Source organism: Massilia niabensis, assembly GCF_042655085.1.
Lineage (GTDB): Bacteria > Pseudomonadota > Gammaproteobacteria > Burkholderiales > Burkholderiaceae_D > Telluria > Telluria niabensis.
The window spans coordinates 112744-131283 of record NZ_JBHSMU010000014.1 but is presented as its reverse complement, the minus strand read 5'-3'; the positions used below and the strand labels follow the sequence as shown (position 1 = coordinate 131283).

Sequence of the window (18540 nt, the reverse complement as noted above, 5' to 3'; positions counted from 1 at the left end):
ACCATGCAGGCAGTCTAGCAGACCGGCCGCGCGCGCACCCCTGCCTAGCGCGTGCCGGACGCCAGTGCGATTCTGCGCCGCAGCCCCTCGAGCGCCGCCGTGTCGCCCGCCGCTTCCGCCCGCTGCGCGGCCACGCCAAGCCACGTCAGCAGAGGGCGGCGCCAGCCCTGCCCGGACGCGGTTTCGCTTGCCAGGCCAATTTCCTGCGGCCGCAGGCGCCCGGCCTTGAACAGCGCCCCCGCCGCCACCAGCCGTGCCAGTGGATCGCCCACCGCCGCCATCGAACCGGTGGACACTACCGGCCGGTGCTGCTCCGGCAGCAGGCCTGCATCCAGCCCTTCCCAGCGCCCGCCGATATAGGCCGCATACGCCCGCTGCTGCGGCGTCGCGTCGCCTGCGAGCGCCGCGAATCCAGGGCACTCGTCGAACTCCAGCCCCGCCGCCAGCGTCGCGCAACGCACCAGCTCCACCTGCGCGACCAGGTCCGTACGGCCGGTGCTCGTGGTCTCGCGCCGCGCTTTTGCGAACTGGGCATTCGCCGCGCCCGTGTTCCCGCGCAGGTAATCGTCCGTAAAGCCGTCGAGCGCATCTTTCGCGTCCGGCTGCCAGGCGGGCACGGGCGCCTTGCTGGCGCAGGCGGCCAGCAGCGATACGGCTATCAAAGCAGCGCCCAAAAAAGCAGGAATCCTCATGGCAGCTTGATCTCCTCGTTCTTGCCGGCGAACGGCCATTTGCGGTTGAGCTGGTCGACCAGCCGGTTCACCTTGCGCAGGCTGGCGTCCACCTCGCCGCGCAGCGCGCCCAGGTCTTCGGTGGCGACGCGCGCGTTGGCGCCCACCGCCTGCGCCTCGAGCAGCACCGCGTCCACGCGCTTGAGGGTGCCGCGCGCGTCCTGCAGCACGCCCTGCAGCTCGACGATCGCCAGCTGGGCGTCGTCGACCACGCCCTTCTTGCCGTACAGGCGCTGGTCGGTCTTGGCCAGCAGCGCGTCGAGGCGCTGCAGCGTGCCGATGAACTTGCGCGCCTCGTCGTCGCCGAGCGCGCCGCTCAGCAGACCGTACTTGCCGGAGAAGTTGCCGGACAGCCGGCCGGTCAGCGTCTGCACGTTTTCCAGGCTGCCCTGCACCGCCGAGCCTTCGGCCGTCAGGCTTTCCAGGTTGTTCAGCAGCGAGCGCGCGGTCGCCACCAGGCCGGGGATCTCGGCCGTCACGTCGCCGCGCAGGACGGGGCGCATGGCGCCATCGGGCAGCGGCGCGTCGTCCAGCACGCCGGTGAAGGCACGCAGGCGCGTCTCGCCGACCACGCTCCTCTCCAGCGTGAACACGCTCGACGCGCGCAGCCACTTGGCGTCGCTGCTCGAGACGTCCACCACGATCTGCACCTTGCCGTCCTTGGCCAGGTCGACCAGCCGCACGCGCCCGATCGGAAAGCCGGCAAAGGTCATGTCCATGCCGGGAATGACGCCCTCGGAATTCTCGGTCACCAGCACCAGCTTCTGGGTGGGCTCGAACACGCCGCGCGCGTACATCACGTACAGGACGAAAGCGATGATCAGGGTGGCGACGACCGCCAGCAGGATCATCGCCTTGGTTTCCACATGGGCCGGCTCATCGGGCGAATTAGCAGAAGTGGTGTCGGTCATAGGTCAGGTGTATGTCAGATGTACTTCAAGGCGAGCGAGGAACCTTCGATCAGCAGCAGCACGAACAGCAGGCGCAGCGCGCCGGGCTGCACACTCGAAGCCAGCCGGCGCGGATAGCGTTGCAGCTCAAGGATAGCAGCGGTCGGGATCACCGCGACCGCCAGGCCGAACAGGACGGTCTTGAGCACGAAGCCGAACGTGACCACCGGGTCGAATACGCGCCCGACCGTGCGCGTATAGTCCTGCAGCCCGAACGGCGACACCCCATACACGTTCAGGTAGGCCAGCAGCAGCACCACGGTGCTGCTCACCATGGCCAGCGAGAGGACCGAAAAGGCGTTGGCGAACAGTTGCGGCACCAGGTCGCGGCGCAGGCGGCGCAGGGCTTCGGCGTTCACTTCCGCGGTCGGCAGGCCGCGCCGCGCCAGGCCCAGCGCGGTGGCGTCGAAGGCCATGCCGGAGCGCAGCGCGGCGAACAGCGCGGCCGACAGCGGAATGAGTTCGAGCACCAGCACCCGCACCACCATCTCCAGCGCGTAGCGCGACAGGCCGTAACTCGACGCCGTCACCATCACGATGCGGATGATGACGAGGCTGATCAGGGCCGACAGCACCGTGAACCAGGGCAGCACCTGCCAGGTGCTGGCGTGGATGTAGCGCGCGGTGGTGAGGCGGTTGACGCGGTTGTAGGTCGACGGCGACAGCGCGGTGACGAGCGCAATCGCACCGAGATGGAACATGTACCACCAGCTGCGCAGGTAGCGCAGGAACGCGAGGCCCCACAGGCTGGGGCGGATGAGGAGGCGGAGGCGTTGGGGCATGGTCAGATGATACGGTTTCGGGAAGTATGCATGAGTTTCCGTATCATGTTATGCCCGCGCCGGGCGCGATCACGACCGCCGGGCTTCCTGCACCCCCGGCACCTCGGCGATCCCGCTGAGCGCCTTCTGCAGCTGGGCCGTCGAGTCGATTTCGGCGGTGAAGACCATGCGCGCCTGCCCTTTCGTCGTTTGCGTGTTCACCCCGGTGACGTTGATCTTCTCGCGCAGGAAGGCGTCGGAAATGTCGCGCAGCAGGCCCTGGCGGTCGCTGGCGAGGATGAAGATGTCGACCGGGTAGACGGTCTCGATCACGCCATTGCCCCAGGCGGTCTGGATCACGCGCTCGGGCGCCTTGCTGCGCATCTCGGCAAAGTTCTTGCACGAGAGGCGGTGGATCGAGACGCCCTTGCCGCGCGTAACGAAACCGACGATCGGGTCCGGCGGGGCCGGCTTGCAGCACTTGGCCAGCATCGTCATCAGGCCCTCGGTGCCGACCACCAGCACGCCCGATTTCGCGCCCTTCTCGACGCTGGACGCCCGGCTCTTGTTGACGACCGCCGCGTCGTCCGCCGGCGGCGCTTCCACCGCTTCGTGCAGCGCCGCTTCCACGTGGCGCAGGCTGAACTTCTCCTTGCCGACCGCGATGAACAGGTCGTCGACTTTCGCGAAGCCCAGCTTGTGCGCCAGCGCTTCCAGGTTGACGGCCGTCTTGCCCTCGCGCTGCAGGGACTTTTCGACCAGCACCCTGCCCTGCGCCAGCGTCTCGGCCAGTTCCAGGGCATGGAACCACGCGCGGATTTTTGACCGCGTGCGGCTACTGAGCGTATAGCCGGGGCTGAGCCAGTCGCGCGACGGGCCGGCGCTGCCGGCCGGGCCCTTGGCGGTGATGATCTCGCAGGTCTGCCCGTTTTTCAGTGGCGTGTTCAGGGGCACCATCACGCCGTCGATCTTGGCGCCGCGGCAGCGGTGGCCCACTTCGCTGTGCAGGTGGTAGGCGAAGTCGATCGGCGTCGCGCCCACCGGCAGCTCGAGCACACGCGCCTGCGGCGTGAGCACGAAGATGCGGTCGTCGAGCGTGGCGGCCTTCAGCTTTTCGACCCACTCCTTCTGGTCTTCTTCGCCGGCCACGGCATCGGCCACGTCGCTCTTCCAGGCCAGCAGCTGGCGCAGCCAGGCGATCTTTTCATCGTACTTCTGGCTCTTGAAGTTCGAGCCGCCTTCTTCCTTGTAGCGCCAGTGCGCGGCGATACCGTATTCGGCGAAGTTGTGCATCTCCTGGGTGCGCACCTGCACTTCCAGCGGCCGCCCGTCTTCGGCTGTGACGACCGTGTGCAGCGACTGGTAGCCGTTCGGTTTCGGACGCGAGATGTAGTCGTCGAACTCGCTCGGAATCGGGGTCCAGATGTTGTGCACCAGGCCCAGCACCGTGTAGCAGGTCTTGATGTCGGCGACGATCACGCGGAAGGCCCGCACGTCGTACAGCGACGAAAAGTCGAGATCCTTGCCGCGCATCTTGTTCCAGATGCTGTAGATGTGCTTCGGCCGCCCGGTCACCTCGGCCTTGATGCCGGCTTGCGCCAGCTCGCCCTGCAGGCGCCCGATCGCATGCGCGACGAAGCCTTCGCGCGCCATGCGTTTTTCTTCCAGCATCCTGGCGATACGCTTGTAGGTCTCGGGCTGCAGGAAGCGGAAGGCCAGGTCTTCCAGCTCCCACTTCAGCTGCCAGATCCCGAGGCGGTTCGCCAGCGGCGCATACAAATCCATGACTTCGCGGCCGTAGTCGCGCGTCAGGTCGTCGAAGCGCTTCTGGTCCGCGAACCAGCGCAGCGTGGTCACGCAGGACGCAAGGCGCATCAGCACCACGCGCATGTCGGTGGCCATGGCGAGAAGCATCTTGCGCAGGGTCTCGACATGGGCCGCCGCTTCCTGGGCAGCGTTCTTGCCGCGCCCGACCACCTGGTGCCCGACGGTCAGGTCGCGCAGGCGGATCAGCTGCTGCACGCCGCGCACCAGGCTGGCCACGTCGGTCCCGAACAGCTGCTCGAGCGTTTCGACAACCGGCGGGTCCAGCGTCACCAGCTCGAACAGCAGGCCGGCAATGCGCGTCTCGACATCGCTGCGCAAATAGGACAGCGTGCCGGCAACGCCAAGCGAGAACTCGAACGCGTTCTGGCCGGAGGCGCTGGTACGCTCGCCATAGGCCACGGCGGCATAATCGAGCGCGTGCTGCACGCGCGCGCATTCCTCGGGCGATAGACCCTGGATCAGCTGGGTGGTGGCGTCGCCGAGCGCGGCGGTGGAAACCATCGGTGCGCCAGTGCGTTAACGCAGTGCCGCGGTAACGACGATCTCCACCAGGCAGGCAGGATTGGCAAGCTTCGCTTCGACGGTGGCGCGCGGCGGCGTGTGGCCCTGGGCGACCCATTCATCGTAGACCGTGTTCATGCCGGCGAAATGCGCCATGTCGGCAATGTAGATCTGGCACATCAAAATGCAGGTCTTGTCGCTGCCGGCTTCGTTGAGCAGGCGATCGACATGGGCCAGCACTTCGCGCGTCTGGCCTTCGACGTCCTGCGTCGTGTCCTCGGCAATCTGGCCGGCCAGGTAAATGGTGCCGTTGTAGACGGCGATTTCGGACAGGCGTTTGCCTACATGGTGACGTTGGATTTGCATAATCTCTTTCAAAAACAGGGCATGGCCCAATCAGTTCAAATGACAGCTAAGTTCAGCTCAGTTCAGCTCAGTAAAAACTTGCGGGCGATCGCAATCTGGTCGGCATGCACGAAAGTCGGCGCATGGCCGACGCCCGGTATCTCGACCAGTTGCGGACGCGGCCCGCGCCGCGTCATCTCTTGCGCCGTCTCGGGCGAGAGCAAATCGGACAGCTCGCCGCGCACCAGCAGCGTCGGGCAGGCGATCGCATCATAGGCGCGCCACAGCGCGGCCTGGTCATGTTGCGCGCTCTCCTCGCTGGTCGCCCTGAACGGCTCGGCCAGCGCCAGGTCGTAATGGCGCACCCAGGCGCCGTCCGGCTCCTGGCGCAGCACGTCGCCGGCCAGCTTGTTCCATTCCTCGTCCGAGTGCGGGCCGAACGAACTGGACACCTCGCGGATGAACCGCGCTCCCGTCTCGTAGTCCGGGAAGCGCAGGTCCTGGCCGATGTAGTCGGCGATGCGCGCCATCGCCGCACCGTCCAATGTGGGGCCGATATCGTTCAGTACCAGCTTCGTGACCGGCGTGCCGGGCAAGGACGCCAGCACCATGCCGACCAGGCCACCCATCGAGGTGCCGAACCAGTCCACCTTGTCCGGGCCGCCGGCGGTGACGCGCGCGATCAGCGTCACCATATCGGCCGCGTACTGCGGCAGCGCGTACAGCCGCGGGTCGCGCAGGCGCTCCGAGCGGCCGCGGCCGGCCACGTCCGGGCAGACCACGCGGTACTCGCCGGACAGCGCTTGCGCCAGCGCGTCGAAATCGTCGGCGACGCGGGTCACCCCATGCACGCAGACGAGCACGCGGGCATTGCCCGGGTCGCCCCACTCCTTGTAGGCGATGCGATGCAGGCCGGCGGGCGAGCTGCACTGCACGCTTTTCCATCTCGCTTCGCTCATCATCCCTGCTCCTCACCGGCCCTGTCCATGACAATATTGTCGCTCAGCCTACGCCAGCCCCACATTTTAACTGGCCGAGCGATTAGAATTCTACCAATTCCGAGGAAGTCCCCCGAACACCCCTACTTACAGAGGAAACAATGAAATCCAGTATGTTAAGCGGTAAGACAGCACTCGTCACCGGTTCGACCTCGGGCATTGGCCTGGGCATCGCCCGCGCGCTGGCCGAACAGGGCGCCAACATCGTCTTCAACGGCTTCGGCGACGCCCAGCAGATCGAGAAGCTCTACACCGACATCGGCCAGGAATTCGGGGTGCAGACCGCCTACCATAACGCCGACATGTCCAGGCCCGAGCAGATCGAGGCGATGATGCGCTTTGCCTTCGACAAGTTCGGCGGCGTCGATATCCTCGTCAACAACGCCGGCATCCAGCATGTCGCGGCCATCGAGGAATTTCCCGTCGAGAAGTGGGACGCCATCATTGCGATCAACCTCACCTCGGCCTTCCACACCACGCGCCTGGCGCTGCCTGGCATGAAGCAAAAGAATTGGGGCCGCATCATCAACCTGGCCTCGGTGCACGGCCTGGTAGGCTCGGCGCAGAAGTCGGCCTATGTCGCGGCCAAGCACGGCCTGGTCGGTTTTACCAAGGTGACGGCGCTGGAAACCGCCCAGACCGGGGTCACCTGCAACGCCATCTGCCCGGGCTGGGTCCTGACCCCGCTGGTGCAGAAACAGGTCGACGACCGCGCCGCACGCGAGAACCTGTCGAACGACGAAGCGCGCCGCGCGCTGCTGGCCGAGAAGCAGCCGTCGGGCGAATTCGTGACGCCGGACGAACTGGGGGCGCTGGCGGTGTTCTTCTGCTCGCCGGCAGGCTCGCAGGTGCGCGGGGTGGCCTGGAACATGGATGGCGGCTGGGCTGCGCAATAAAACGGCCGGGCGGGTATGCGACAATCCCGCCCTTTGCTTCATTACCATCACACATGCACTACTTTGAACGGCGGCGCGACCGCTTCGACCTCTTCGACCGCATGGACAGCCCCGCGGTCAACCTCTGCTTCCCGCTCGACCTGCCCGATTACCGTCCCTGGTGCAAGGAGCAGGGCCTGGCGCCCTTCCACGTGCTGCTGTGCGCCGTGCTGCGCGCGATCCTGAAGATCGACAACTTCCGCTACCGCGTGTTCGAGGGCGAAGTGATCCGGATCGACCGTTTGATGCCCTCCTTCACGGTCGTCAACCAGCACAATGATTTGAATTTCGCGCTCTTCGCCTGGTCCGACGACCTGCGCGAATTCGTCGCGCGCGGCATTGCGGCGCGCGAAGAGGCATCGGCGATGACCGCCCTGAACAACCGCTACGCCGCCCTGTCGCCACGCGCGGTGAAGGACCAGGTCTTCATCACCTGCATCCCCTGGCTCGACTTCACCTCGATCCAGCATCCGGCCGCCACGCTTGGCTCCCCCGACATTCCCTCGCTGGCCTGGGGCAAGTTCAGGGATGGTCCGCCTGGCCGCCTGCTGCTGCCGTTTTCGGTGCAGGCGCACCACGGTTTTGTGGACGGTTACCACATCCACCAGCTCGCCCGGCAGATCGCGGCCGAGCTGGCGGGGTTCATGGGCTAGGGAGCGGTGGCGCGACTGATGCGGTAGACGGCATTGTCGCTGAGCGACACGACATACAGGTTGCCGTCCGGCCCCTGCTCGATGGCGGGCGTGATGCCGAAGCCGCTGCCGATGAGCAGGGTTTCGCTTTCCGTCAGGTCGAACTTGCCCAGGTTGTCGGCGACCCTGTCGGCCAGGCGCGCGTCGGCACCGACGTCGACCGCGAGCCGGTCGGGCGCCAGGCGCAGCCGGTACAGGCTGCCGCCGGTCCCGCCCACCTGCGAGAAGGCACGGGCAGAACCGATCCACAGGCTGCCATCGTAGCCGCTGCCCAGCACATCCCCCCGTACGAACCCCGCGCCGGCCGGCGCGACCTCGTAGCGCCAGCTGAACTGCGGATCGACATAGCTTGCGCCGGGCAGCATGACCATGCGGGAGCGCGCACTGCCGGGAGTGTCGGCGATGCGGGTGGGCAGATAGCGCACCTGCTGCAGGGACCCGCCGAGCATCGTCGTCTCGATCTGCTTGAACTCGGCGATGCGGCTCAAGGGCCCCATGGCCTGGATCCACCCCCCGTTCATGCCGGGCACCACCCGGTTCAGTTCGCTGAAGGCATCGTCCCCATTTTCGGTCAGCCACAGGTTGCGGCTGTAGGGATCGAAGGCCATGCCGAAGCTGTTGCGGTGACCATAGGAAAAAACGGTCTGGAGCGTCCTGCCGGTATCCCCGCCGATGATGGCGCCGACGAAGTAGAACGGATTGCTGGCCGGCGTGCTGCCGTCGTCATTGAAGCGCTGGATGACGCCGGACAGGTGCTCGCTGTCGGGCTGCGGCCCGCCGTAGGTGTCGTCGCGGAAGGGGCGGGACTCGAACGGGCCAAGGACCAGGTTCTGCATATGGCCGCGCCGCCCGAGGTCGCCCGTGACGACATACAGCTTGCCGTCGGGGCCGAAGCGGATCGGCCCGCCGTTATGGTTGCCCCGCTCGACCGGGTTGACCTCGTCCTCATGGCCGGGAACGGGGAGATTATCGGTCTGCCTGGCGCGCAAACGCACGGTCCGAAAATTCGGGTCCAGCCTCAAGCTGGTGCCGTCCCAGGTAAAACGGTCGAGACGGTTGCCCAGCAGCGGCACCTCGCTCACGACGGTGGTGTCGGCCCCCGTCGCGCTTTCGGTCCAGCGAATGTAGACAAAAGGCACGGCCGGGAAATGCGGATGCAGTGCGATGCCGAGCAAGCCCCGCTCCGAGGCGGAATTGACGGCCAGGTCGAGCACCGGCGCGGCCTGGAGCACACCATCGACCACCCGTTTGACCTGGCCGGTCGCTTTTTCCAGGATGAAGGCGTCGTCGCTGCCGGTGAACGCGATCCCGATCGGCTGGTTGAGCCCGGCGCCGATCCAGGTACTCACCTGCAGGTTCGGGTCGAGGATTTGCACCGGAATCGTGTCGGCGGCGGCAAAGGACGTGGCCGTTCCCAGCAGTACGGACGCGGCAAGTACCGAGCGCGCCCTCACCCGCCGCGTCGTCACCAGGATTGTTTCAGCGCATGTTGTTGACATGGTGATCCCCCTATCTGCCGCGGATGGAGAGCCGGGCAGTGCTGTGTTGAAAAAGTAGTCGCAACAAAGCATCACGCATACGAGGTGTTCGTCGCATGCGGTTTCACTTTTCGGGGTTGGACCGTGAGGCGCATCGGGGGTTCGGCTGGACGACGGCGTTTGCCGGCCGCCGGGCAGGCCTATCGCTGCCGTGTGGCCGGGCTGATCGAAGGCTCGGTGTTGCGCAAGGTGACCATGGCGCGGTATCCGGTGTCGTCCAGCGTGAACTCGAGCCGGGCCTGCGGCGGATAGCTCGTCTTGATCAGCATGGCCGAGGCCATCTTCGCATCGAAGGCGGTGCGCACCCAGCCGGCCAGCGCCTGCGGCCGCTGCACTGGCGCTTCGCGCAGGATCTGGGTGATGGCCGCAAAATGGGCCGGGTTGTCCTGCCGTACGCGCTCGAGGGCGCCGGGCATGTCGAGGTTGACGTGACGGGTCGGCCCGGGGGCCGCGTAGGCACCCGGGTTTGCAACAAGGACGGCGCTGACGAGCAGCGCGAACGACAGGGATCGCATGGCGCACCTCCACCTTGGTCTGCGCTTACTTTACTACTGCTTCCGGCATGGCGGCTAGCTGCGGCACGCAGCCAGTGGCGTCAGGTCTTACCGCTCGCCAGGAGTGCCGCATACCAGCCGGCATAGGGTGTATTCGCGACCAGCCGCCGGTTAAGGTCCGGCGCCCCGTCCGTCCACCACACGGGCCCGCGCTCTCCCAGAGCGCGCTTGGCCGCATCGACCGCCGCGCGGGCGCTGCGTTCCGCCGCGGCGTCGCCCGCCTTTTTGGCGGCACCGACCTGCCGGCGCGCCGTCATGAGCCCGTTGACCAGTTCCTGCCGCTCATCCGGCGCCAGGTTCGGATTACTCGTGCGCCAGAGGCGGCCCGCCACCACGAAGTAACGTCCGTCCGGCGTGCCTGGATAGGGTTGGGGGCTTGGCATGGCTTCACTATACTGAACCGGCGCTGAACTGGCGCCGCGGCGAGCGCGCGACATTCATCTGCTTCGCGCCGGGGCCAGCTGCGCCAGGATCGCGTACGCTGCCTTCACGCGCGCCGGAATCGGGTAATTGCGGTTGGCCAGCAGGACGATGCCGATCTTCTTTGAAGGCACGAACAGCACATAGCCGCCGAAGCCGCCCGTGGAGCCGGTCTTGTTGAACAGCAGCGGCCCTGTCGGCGCCTGCCGGGAAGCGAGCTGCCTGGCCGGGTTGGCGTCCATGATGATGCCCTGCGCATTACCGGCGAGCAGGCGTTCGAGCGTCACCGGGTAAGGATACTGTTCCCATCCCAGTCCCTGCGTCATCGCCCCCACCTCGAAATGACCGGCATGGGTCGCCTCGACCGCGCGCCGCATCGGCCCTGCCAGGCGGCGTGGGTCGATGTTGGCCTGTACGTAGCGGATCATGTCGGCGGCGCTCGACTTGACGCCGTAGGCCTCGGCATCGAAGACGCCCGGATTGACCCGGACCGGCTGGTTCGCCCGGTTGTAACCCCAGGCATAGTCGGCCTCGGCAGCCTGGGGAACGTGGACCCAGGTGTGCTGCAAGCCCAGCTGCGGGAAAAGGACCTCCTCTGCGGCACCGGCAAAATCGCTCTTCATGGAGCGCGCGGCGATATGGCCGAACAGGCCGATGCTCGGGTTGGAGTAGCGGCGCACCGTGCCGGGCGCGGCGTCGGGTTTCCAGTCGCGCAAGTACCGCATCGCCCCGTCGAGGTCGGACACGCCCTCGGGTAGCTGGAGCGGCAGGCCGCCGGCCGAATAGGTCGCCAGGTGCAGCAGGCTGGCCTTGTCGAGCGCACTGCCCCTGAGCTGGGGCAGGTATTTGCCGGGATGGTCGGCCAGCGACAGCTGCCCCTGTTCCTGCGCGTAGCCGGCCAGCGTGGCGGTGAAGGTCTTGCTGATCGAGCCCAGTTCGAAGAGCGTGTTTTCGCTTACCGCGGTAGCCTGCTCGCGCGAGGCCAGGCCATAGTTGAAGAACCAGGACTGGCCGTTGGCCGTCACCGCGACGGCCATGCCGGGCACGTCGTGTTCGGCCATGAGCGGGCGGATCGCGGCATCGACGGCGGCGCGCAACGGTGCAGGGGCCCTCGGGGCCTCGGCCGCCCAGGCGGCGCTGGGGAACAGGCAGGAACACATCAAGGCAGCTGCGGAGCGGATCAGCGTGAGTGGAGTCATCACCGGCATACAGGCTGTTCCGGGTCGGACGGGAGATCGTGAGGTGGCGAAGGCATCTGCTGCAAAGGAGTATCCTGTTCCGGTTACTGTTGCTGAGGAAGTGCGCGCGCGAAGTGTGTGCCGATTCCGCAGCCCGCCCCATGGTAAAAACGAAATTTACATGATTTCCCGACCGTGGGATGTACATCAACGTTCAATATCTTATCGAACCCATGACGACCACACCGCTTTTCCCCGGCTTTCGCACGCAAGCCGTCACCGTAGCGCCCGGCATTGTCATCCATGCGATCGCCGCCGGCAGTGGCGAGCCGCTGCTGCTCCTGCATGGCCATCCCCAGACCCACGCCATCTGGCACCGGGTGGCGCCGAGGCTGGCGCAGCACTTCACGGTCGTGGCCTGCGACCTGCGCGGCTACGGCGACTCGTCCAAGCCGCCCGGCGACCCGAACCACGGCAACTACAGCAAGCGCACCATGGCCGCCGACGTGCTGGCCGTCATGCGCGCCTTCGGTTTCGACAGCTTCAGCGTGCTCGCCCACGACCGCGGCGCCCGCGTCGCACACCGCCTGGCGGCCGACCATCCGCAGGCGGTGCGCAGGATGGCGCTGCTCGACATCGCACCGACGCTGGCGATGTATACGCAGACGGGCGAAGCCTTTGCGCGCGCCTACTGGCACTGGTTCTTCCTGATCCAGCCGGCGCCCCTGCCGGAGCGCCTGCTCGAAGCCGATCCCGCTGCCTACATCGCCGATGTGATGGGCCGGCGTAGCGGTGGACTCGGCATCTTCGACCCGCGCGCGCTGGCCGAATACCGGCGCTGCCTGGCGCTGCCCGGTGCCGCGCACGGCCTGTGCGAGGACTATCGGGCCGCGGCCGGCATCGACCTCGAGCACGACCGCGCGGACCGCGACCGGGGCTTGCGCCTGCCGATGCCGCTGCTGGCGCTGTGGGGAGAGCTGGGCGTGGTGCATCGCTGTTTCGATCCGCTCAAGGAGTGGAAGGCGGTCGCGGACGACGTCCGGGGCGAGGCGCTGCCCTGCGGCCACTACATCGCGGAAGAAGCGCCCGACGCCCTGCTCGAGCGTGTGCTGCCGTTTTTCAGCACCCAGGTTTTCAGCACTTAGGTCAGGGCCGCGCGCAGCACCAGCAGGTTTCCTGTAATGGCGGCGCCGTGTTCGCTGCGCACCGCCGCCCGTTCGGCCTCGGCGAGCGCAAAGCCGTGGTCACGGGCGAGCCGCTGCAGGTAGGCCAGCGAATGCGCATAGCGGTTCGACGGCAGCAGCACGAAATCGCCCGCCCCGGTCGAATCGAGCGCCTCGGTCGAGAAGCAGAACCAGCCGCCTGGCCGCAGCGCGGCGCGGACCTGCGCGAACAAGGGCGCCAGGTCGCCGAAATACACCAGCACGTCGGCCGCCACGACCAGGTCGAAGGCTTCCGGGCGCCCGGTGAGAAAAGCCTCGATGTCGGCGCAGGCCAGCTCGTCGTACAGGCCGGTCGCGCTGGCCTGCTCCAGCATCCTGCTTGACAAGTCGACGCCCGCCAGGCTGCGCGAGCGCGGGCGCAGAGTTGGCGCGCACAGCCCGGTGCCGCAGCCGAGGTCCACGGTGTCGAGCATGGTGGCGGCGACGTGGCGCGCCAGCGCGGCCTCCACCAGGCCGGGGGTGCGGTAGGCCAGCACCCCGGTCAGGTGGCGATCGAAGTGGCCCGCGTACTGGTCGAACAAGGCGGTGACGTAGCTGGCGGGCGCGCGCGGCGGCGGCGCCCCGACGCCCAGGGAAGCCAGTACGAATTCGACCTGGCCGGCATCTTCTCCGGCCTGGTGCGCGAGCTCGCGTGCTGTCTCGAAGGCGGCGATGGCCTCCTCGCGCCGGCCGAGCGCCAGCAGGCAATCGGCGCGCTGCTGGTGGGCGCGCGCGTCGCCGGGGCGCAGGGCCAGCGCCGTGTCGAAACAGGCGAGCGCATCGAACGGACGATCCAGTTTCAGCAGGGCCAGGCCGCGCCCGGTGTGGGCTTCCGGCATGCCGGCTTCATGCGCCAGCGCGTCCCCATAGCCTTCCAGTGCCAGCTCGAACTCGCGCAAGGCGAACAGCGCATTCGCGCGCACGCAGGACGCTTCCGGGTAGGGGCGGCGTCCTGCCAGGGCCTGCTCGCTGCTGGCCAGCGCCCCTCCCGCGTCGCGCAGGTCGAGCAGCGCGATCGCGCGGTTGCACCAGGCTTCCGGGTAGGCCGGGCGCAGCGCCAGCGCGCGCTCGTAGCTCGTAACCGCCTCCTCGGGCCGGCCCAGTTTGCGCAGGGCGTTGCCGCGGTTGTAGTGGGCCATCGCGTAGCCGGGATTGAGCTGCAGCGCCCTGTCGTAGCTGGCCAGCGCTTCCCTGGAGCGCCCGAGGTCCTGCAGCGCCGCGCCGAGGTTGCAGTGCGCCGTGGCCTGCGCCGGGTTGACGCGCAGCGCCTGCGCGATCAGGTCGACCGCCGTACCCGGGTCGCCCTGCTGGCGCGCCAGCACGCCGAGCAGGTGCAGCGCATCGAACTGGCCGGGCGCGAGCGCCAGCACCTGGCGATACGCTGCCCCCGCCTCGCCAAGCCTGCCGGCCTGGTGCAGCGCGACCGCCTCTTTCAACAGCGCCGCCACCTTCGAATTTTCCTGACTCATCTTTCGGTTTTCCTTGCCGGTTTTTCTTGGTACTGGGCCAGCATAACCCGTGCCGATCGCGTAGTCCGCTATGATTGCATCATCACAACTTTTTGGAAACTGCCATGCGCCGCTGGACCAGGAAACTTGCGCGTTTCATCTTCACCTTCACCCTCACCCTGCTCGCCGCGGCCGCCCATGCTGCGGGGCCGCGCAGCGCACTGCTGACTGCCGACCGCGTCTGGACCGGCGAGGGCAAGCCGCACACCGGCTGGGCGGTGCTGGTGGTGGACGGACGCGTGAAGGAGGTCGGTCCTGTCGATCGCATCACTGCGCCGCCGGACGCCGAGCGTATTTCCCTCCCCGGCAAGACCCTGATCCCAGGCCTGATCGACCTGCACTCGCATGTGCTGCTGCACCCGTATAACGAAACCACCTGGGACAACCAGGTGATCAAGGAGCAGGTCGAATACCGCACCCTCCTCGCCGGGAAGCACGCGGTCGACAACCTGCAGGCCGGTTTCACGACCCTGCGCGACCTCGGCACCGAGGGCGCCCACTATGCCGACGTCGGCATCAAGCGCGCCATCGAAGGCGGCATCGTGGACGGCTCGCGCCTCCTGATCGCCACGCGCGCGATCGTGGCCAGTTTCAGCTACGGTCCGGCCGAGCGCAGCTATCGCCCGGACATGGAGATTCCCTACGGTGCCCAGCCGGCAACCGGCGTCGACGAAGTGACGAAAGCCGTGCGCGAGCAGGCCGCGCGCGGCGCCGACTGGATCAAGTTCTATGCCGATTACCGCACCGGGATCGACGGCAGCAGCCGCCCCACCTTCACGCTCGAGGAAATGAAGGCGATGGTGGCCGCCGCCCACGTCACGGGGCGCAAGGTGGCAGCGCACGCCAGCAGCGACGACGCGATCCGCATGGCGGTGCTGGCCGGCGCCGACACCATCGAACACGGTTATGGCGCCAGCGAGGCGACCTTCCGCCTGATGAAGGAGCGCGGCACCGCCTTCATCCCGACCCTGACCGCGCCCGAGGCGATCGGCGAATACTTCCAGAAGCACGTGCGCGGCGGCGCCCCGACCCCTGGCATGCGGGAAGCGGCGCGCGCTTTTGCGCTGGCACGCAAGGTCGGCGTCACCATCGGCAATGGCAGCGATGTCGGCGTGTTCACGCACGGGACCAATGCGCGCGAGCTGGAATGGATGGTCCGCCTCGGCATGACGCCAAGCGAAGCGCTGCGTGCGGCCACCAGCGTGGCGGCCGGCATCCTCGGCAAGGACAAGGAGCTGGGCCGCCTGGCGCCCGGGCTGCTGGCCGACGTGGTCGCGGTCGAGGGCGATCCGACGGCCGACATCACGGCCCTGCGCCGCGTGGGCTTCGTGATGAAGGGCGGGAAGGTGTATCGCAGGTAGGGTGGTCGGCTCCACCGCGGTGTGTGCATGCCCGTGACTTCGACGCCGTCCACGCGGTTAACCGGCCGGTGATGTGTCGCGACGTTTCAACCGTGCGTTGAACGCGTGGGCGGCGTTGACGCTGCGTGCTTGCCGGCGTCCGGGTGGAGCCGCACACCCTACGGGTCTGTGCATCCATTTCGGCAGGAGAAGCTCCCCTATTCGCCACCGCCATGACGGTCATTCACGCCGCATACTGTTTCCCCCGGCAATCAGCCGGCGGAATGACGGTCATTCACAGGGTTGGGGATATCCACAATAGCGTCAAATCCGGCGAATTGTGATCATGGCGTCACTTTCCCCTCTCGTGAAGAGTCGCCATGAAAAAGCCTTTCTACAAAATCCTGTACGTCCAGGTGCTGTTCGCCATCGTGATGGGCGTGCTGCTCGGCGTGTTCTACCCCGAGCTTGGCACCGCGATGAAGCCCCTCGGTGACGGCTTCATCAAGCTGATCAAGATGATCATCGCCCCGGTCATTTTCTGCACCGTGGTCGCCGGTATCGCCGGCATGCAGGACATGAAGAAGGTTGGCCGCGTCGGCGGCAAGGCGCTGCTGTACTTCGAGGTCGTGTCGACCTTCGCGCTCGTGATCGGCCTGGCCGTGGCCAACATCGCCAAGCCGGGTGCCGGCTTCAACGTCGACGCCTCCACCCTCGATGCCAGCGCGATCGCCCAGTACACCGACAAGGCGAAGTCGCAGTCGACGACCGACTTCCTGATGAACATCATCCCGAATACCTTCGTCGATGCCTTCGCCAAGGGCGACATCCTGCAGGTGCTCCTGATCGCGATCCTGTTCGGGGTGGCGCTGTCGATGCTGGGCGAGCGCGGCCGCGCAACGACGAAAATTATCGACGACTTCTCGCACGCGATCTTCGGCGTCGTGAACATCATCATGAAGGTCGCTCCGATCGGCGCCTTCGGTGCGATGGCCTTCACCATCGGCAAATACGGCCTGGAATCCCTGGTGCCGCTGGCGAAACTGATGGGTTCGTTCTACCTGACCTGCGCCCTGTTCGTGTTCGTCGTGCTCGGCTTCATCGCGAAAATGACCGGCTTCTCGATCTTCAAGTTCATCGCCTACATCAAGGAAGAACTCCTGATCGTGCTCGGCACCAGCTCGTCGGAAAGCGCCCTGCCGGCCCTGATGCGCAAGCTGGAAAACCTCGGCTGCTCGAAGTCGGTGGTGGGCCTGGTCGTGCCGACCGGCTACTCGTTCAACCTGGACGGCACCAACATCTACATGACGATGGCCGCCCTGTTCGTGGCCCAGGCAACCAATACCGACCTGACCATGACCCAGCAGCTGACCATCCTCGCAGTGGCGATGCTGACCTCGAAGGGCGCCTCGGGCATCACCGGCGCCGGTTTCATCACCCTGGCCGCAACCCTGGCCGTGGTGCCGAGCATTCCGGTGGCCGGCATGGCGCTGATCCTCGGTATCGACCGCTTCATGAGCGAATGCCGCGCGCTGACCAATTTCGTCGGCAACGGCGTGGCCTCGGTGGTGGTGTCGAAGTGGGAGAAGGAACTGGACACGGAGCGCATGAACGCGGTCCTGTCGGGTACCCACGTGGAAGCCGACACCAAGACCCTGAAGCCGGTGCGCGAAGCGGCCTGACCCCTTCGCTTCAGCCCAGAAAACCGCGCTTCGGCGCGGTTTTTTCATTGCGCCGTACCGGTACCGGCAGGCCTTGCGCCGCGCATTGCCAGTCGAACAGGCCCATGCTACCCTCCCCGGCTGACAACCGATTCGAGGAGACACCGATGCTCAAGCATGTCCTTGCCACCTGCGCCGCCCTGGCCCTGACGCTGCATGCCCCGGCCCGCGCCGACGCACCGGTCGCACCGGCCACACCGGCCGCATCGGCAGCGCCGGCGCGGTATGACGCCGCCCTGGCCGCATCGCTCGGCGCCGACGAACGCGGCATGCGCCAGTACGTGCTCGTGATCCTGAAGACCGGTCCGAACAAGATGGCGGCCGGCGAAGCGCGCACGAAAATGTTCGCGGGCCACTTCGCCAACATGAACAAGCTTGCCGGCGAGAAGAAACTGGTCCTCGCAGGCCCGCTCGACGGCACAGACGGCCGGCGCGGCATCTTCGTCCTCAACACCCCCGATCTCGAAGCTGCGAAAGCCTGGGTCGCCACCGACCCGGTCATCATCAACGGCGAGATGGTGGCCGAATACCAGAAGTTCTATGGCTCGGCAGCGCTGATGATGGTAAACGACGTGCACGCCAAGATCGAGAAGAAGTAGTACTCACTCCAGCCTGAAAACCACATCCACCGGCTGCACCAGCTTCAGTGCGTCGACCGAGAGGAAGTTGCGCGCATCGACGTTCGATGCCTTCACGCGCGTGTAGCTGTAGTCCGCCCGCACCAGCCCGATCGCGGCCCCGACATTCTTGACGCCGCCCGGTGTCACCGCCGTGACGGCGCCGAGCTTGCGCTTCGCTCCCTTGGCGATGATGTCGGCGCGGCGGCGGGCGTCGCGCAGGGCGTCGGCCATCAGCTCCGCTTCGACCTGGTCGCGCTCGACGATATCGAACGAGGTGGCAAAATCGGCCAGGTTCGGCTTGTCCAGCAAAGGCGCCACCACGGCCCGCCACTTCGACAGGTCGCGCATGATCAGGTGCACGCTCACGCGCAGTTCCTGCGCTGTCGGCTCGGCCGCCTCGTTCCTGCCCGGTTCGCGCCGCACGTCGCGCGTCTCCAGGTCTTCCAGCGGTATCCCCTGCTCCTGCAGCAAGGCACGCACTTCGGCGATGCGTGTTTCGATCGTGCTGCGCGCCAGCGCCGGGTCCGGATCACGGGCCACGATCAGGAAATCGAGCGCACCGATGTTCGGCGTCGTGTAGCGCGAGGCCTCGGCCCCTACGTGGACGAAGGGATAGCCCGGCAAGGGCGAGGACTGGGCCGCGGCAGGCAGCGCCAGGGCGGCGGCGGCCACGAGGGCGGTCACGAGGGCGAGCGGTTTGAGCATGAAGTCTCCTGTTG

18 protein-coding genes are annotated in these 18540 nt (G+C 66.9%); 6 read left to right on the top strand and 12 right to left on the bottom strand.

All coding sequences use genetic code 11. From position 1 onward, the window contains the following. Positions 1–44: 44 nt before the first annotated feature. The 6 genes from ACFPN5_RS13770 to ACFPN5_RS13745 form a co-directional block, all read right to left on the bottom strand. Complete coding sequence (locus tag ACFPN5_RS13770; RefSeq protein WP_379784162.1) at positions 45–692, bottom strand: hypothetical protein; 648 nt, start codon at positions 690–692, stop codon at positions 45–47. Then, positions 689–1642: an MlaD family protein gene (locus ACFPN5_RS13765; protein WP_379784160.1), complete on the bottom strand. Its 954-nt coding sequence runs from the start codon at positions 1640–1642 to the stop codon at positions 689–691. The genes ACFPN5_RS13770 and ACFPN5_RS13765 overlap by 4 nt, the downstream gene beginning before the upstream one ends. 14 nt (positions 1643–1656) lie before the next feature. Next, complete coding sequence (locus tag ACFPN5_RS13760) at positions 1657–2463, bottom strand: MlaE family ABC transporter permease (RefSeq protein WP_379784158.1); 807 nt, start codon at positions 2461–2463, stop codon at positions 1657–1659. A 69-nt stretch (positions 2464–2532) separates the two neighbouring features. Continuing rightward, positions 2533–4770 carry a RelA/SpoT family protein gene (locus ACFPN5_RS13755; RefSeq protein WP_379784156.1) on the bottom strand — a complete coding sequence of 746 codons (2238 nt, stop codon included), beginning with the start codon at positions 4768–4770 and terminating at the stop codon, positions 2533–2535. A 15-nt stretch (positions 4771–4785) separates the two neighbouring features. Continuing rightward, positions 4786–5136: a RidA family protein gene (locus tag ACFPN5_RS13750; protein ID WP_379784154.1), complete on the bottom strand. Its 351-nt coding sequence runs from the start codon at positions 5134–5136 to the stop codon at positions 4786–4788. Between the two features lie 62 nt (positions 5137–5198). Continuing rightward, complete coding sequence (locus ACFPN5_RS13745) at positions 5199–6074, bottom strand: alpha/beta fold hydrolase (protein ID WP_379784443.1); 876 nt, start codon at positions 6072–6074, stop codon at positions 5199–5201. 152 nt (positions 6075–6226) lie between these two features. Here ACFPN5_RS13745 and ACFPN5_RS13740 point away from each other — a divergent pair, with 152 nt between their 5' ends. Next, positions 6227–7009: a 3-hydroxybutyrate dehydrogenase gene (locus tag ACFPN5_RS13740; RefSeq protein WP_379784152.1), complete on the top strand. Its 783-nt coding sequence runs from the start codon at positions 6227–6229 to the stop codon at positions 7007–7009. A gap of 53 nt (positions 7010–7062) precedes the next feature. Continuing rightward, entirely contained in the window at positions 7063–7701 is a 639-nt protein-coding gene (locus tag ACFPN5_RS13735) for a CatA-like O-acetyltransferase (protein WP_379784150.1), read from the top strand. Here ACFPN5_RS13735 and ACFPN5_RS13730 read toward each other — a convergent pair. From ACFPN5_RS13730 to ampC, 4 genes are all read right to left on the bottom strand, one after another. After that, on the bottom strand, positions 7698–9239 hold the full coding sequence (locus tag ACFPN5_RS13730; RefSeq protein ID WP_379784148.1) for a PQQ-dependent sugar dehydrogenase: 1542 nt from the start codon (positions 9237–9239) through the stop codon (positions 7698–7700). The two genes, ACFPN5_RS13735 and ACFPN5_RS13730, sit on opposite strands and share 4 nt — an antisense overlap. Positions 9240–9418: 179 nt before the next feature. After that, complete coding sequence (locus ACFPN5_RS13725) at positions 9419–9793, bottom strand: hypothetical protein (protein WP_379784146.1); 375 nt, start codon at positions 9791–9793, stop codon at positions 9419–9421. An 80-nt stretch (positions 9794–9873) separates the two neighbouring features. Further along, positions 9874–10215, bottom strand: coding sequence for a hypothetical protein (locus tag ACFPN5_RS13720; RefSeq protein WP_379784144.1), 342 nt, complete (start codon positions 10213–10215; stop codon positions 9874–9876). A gap of 54 nt (positions 10216–10269) precedes the next feature. Then, positions 10270–11451 carry a class C beta-lactamase gene (ampC, locus tag ACFPN5_RS13715; protein ID WP_379784142.1) on the bottom strand — a complete coding sequence of 394 codons (1182 nt, stop codon included), beginning with the start codon at positions 11449–11451 and terminating at the stop codon, positions 10270–10272. Positions 11452–11663: 212 nt separating this feature from the next. On the opposite strand from ampC, the gene ACFPN5_RS13710 reads away from it, so the two are divergent. Continuing rightward, on the top strand, positions 11664–12575 hold the full coding sequence (locus tag ACFPN5_RS13710; protein WP_379784140.1) for an alpha/beta fold hydrolase: 912 nt from the start codon (positions 11664–11666) through the stop codon (positions 12573–12575). Here ACFPN5_RS13710 and ACFPN5_RS13705 read toward each other — a convergent pair. After that, complete coding sequence (locus ACFPN5_RS13705) at positions 12572–14101, bottom strand: tetratricopeptide repeat protein (protein WP_379784138.1); 1530 nt, start codon at positions 14099–14101, stop codon at positions 12572–12574. The genes ACFPN5_RS13710 and ACFPN5_RS13705 overlap by 4 nt on opposite strands. Before the next feature lie 104 nt (positions 14102–14205). On the opposite strand from ACFPN5_RS13705, the gene ACFPN5_RS13700 reads away from it, so the two are divergent. The 3 genes from ACFPN5_RS13700 (at position 14206) to ACFPN5_RS13690 (ending at position 17800) form a co-directional block, all read left to right on the top strand. Then, on the top strand, positions 14206–15501 hold the full coding sequence (locus ACFPN5_RS13700) for a metal-dependent hydrolase family protein (protein WP_379784136.1): 1296 nt from the start codon (positions 14206–14208) through the stop codon (positions 15499–15501). 359 nt (positions 15502–15860) lie between these two features. Continuing rightward, on the top strand, positions 15861–17162 hold the full coding sequence (locus tag ACFPN5_RS13695; protein WP_379784134.1) for a dicarboxylate/amino acid:cation symporter: 1302 nt from the start codon (positions 15861–15863) through the stop codon (positions 17160–17162). Positions 17163–17308: 146 nt separating this feature from the next. Then, positions 17309–17800 (top strand): YciI family protein, encoded by a 492-nt coding sequence (locus ACFPN5_RS13690; RefSeq protein WP_379784132.1) that lies wholly within the window; start codon positions 17309–17311, stop codon positions 17798–17800. Positions 17801–17803: 3 nt separating this feature from the next. On the opposite strand, the gene ACFPN5_RS13685 is transcribed toward ACFPN5_RS13690, so the two are convergent. Continuing rightward, positions 17804–18526: an SIMPL domain-containing protein gene (locus ACFPN5_RS13685; RefSeq protein ID WP_379784131.1), complete on the bottom strand. Its 723-nt coding sequence runs from the start codon at positions 18524–18526 to the stop codon at positions 17804–17806. Between the last annotated feature and the right edge of the window lie 14 nt (positions 18527–18540).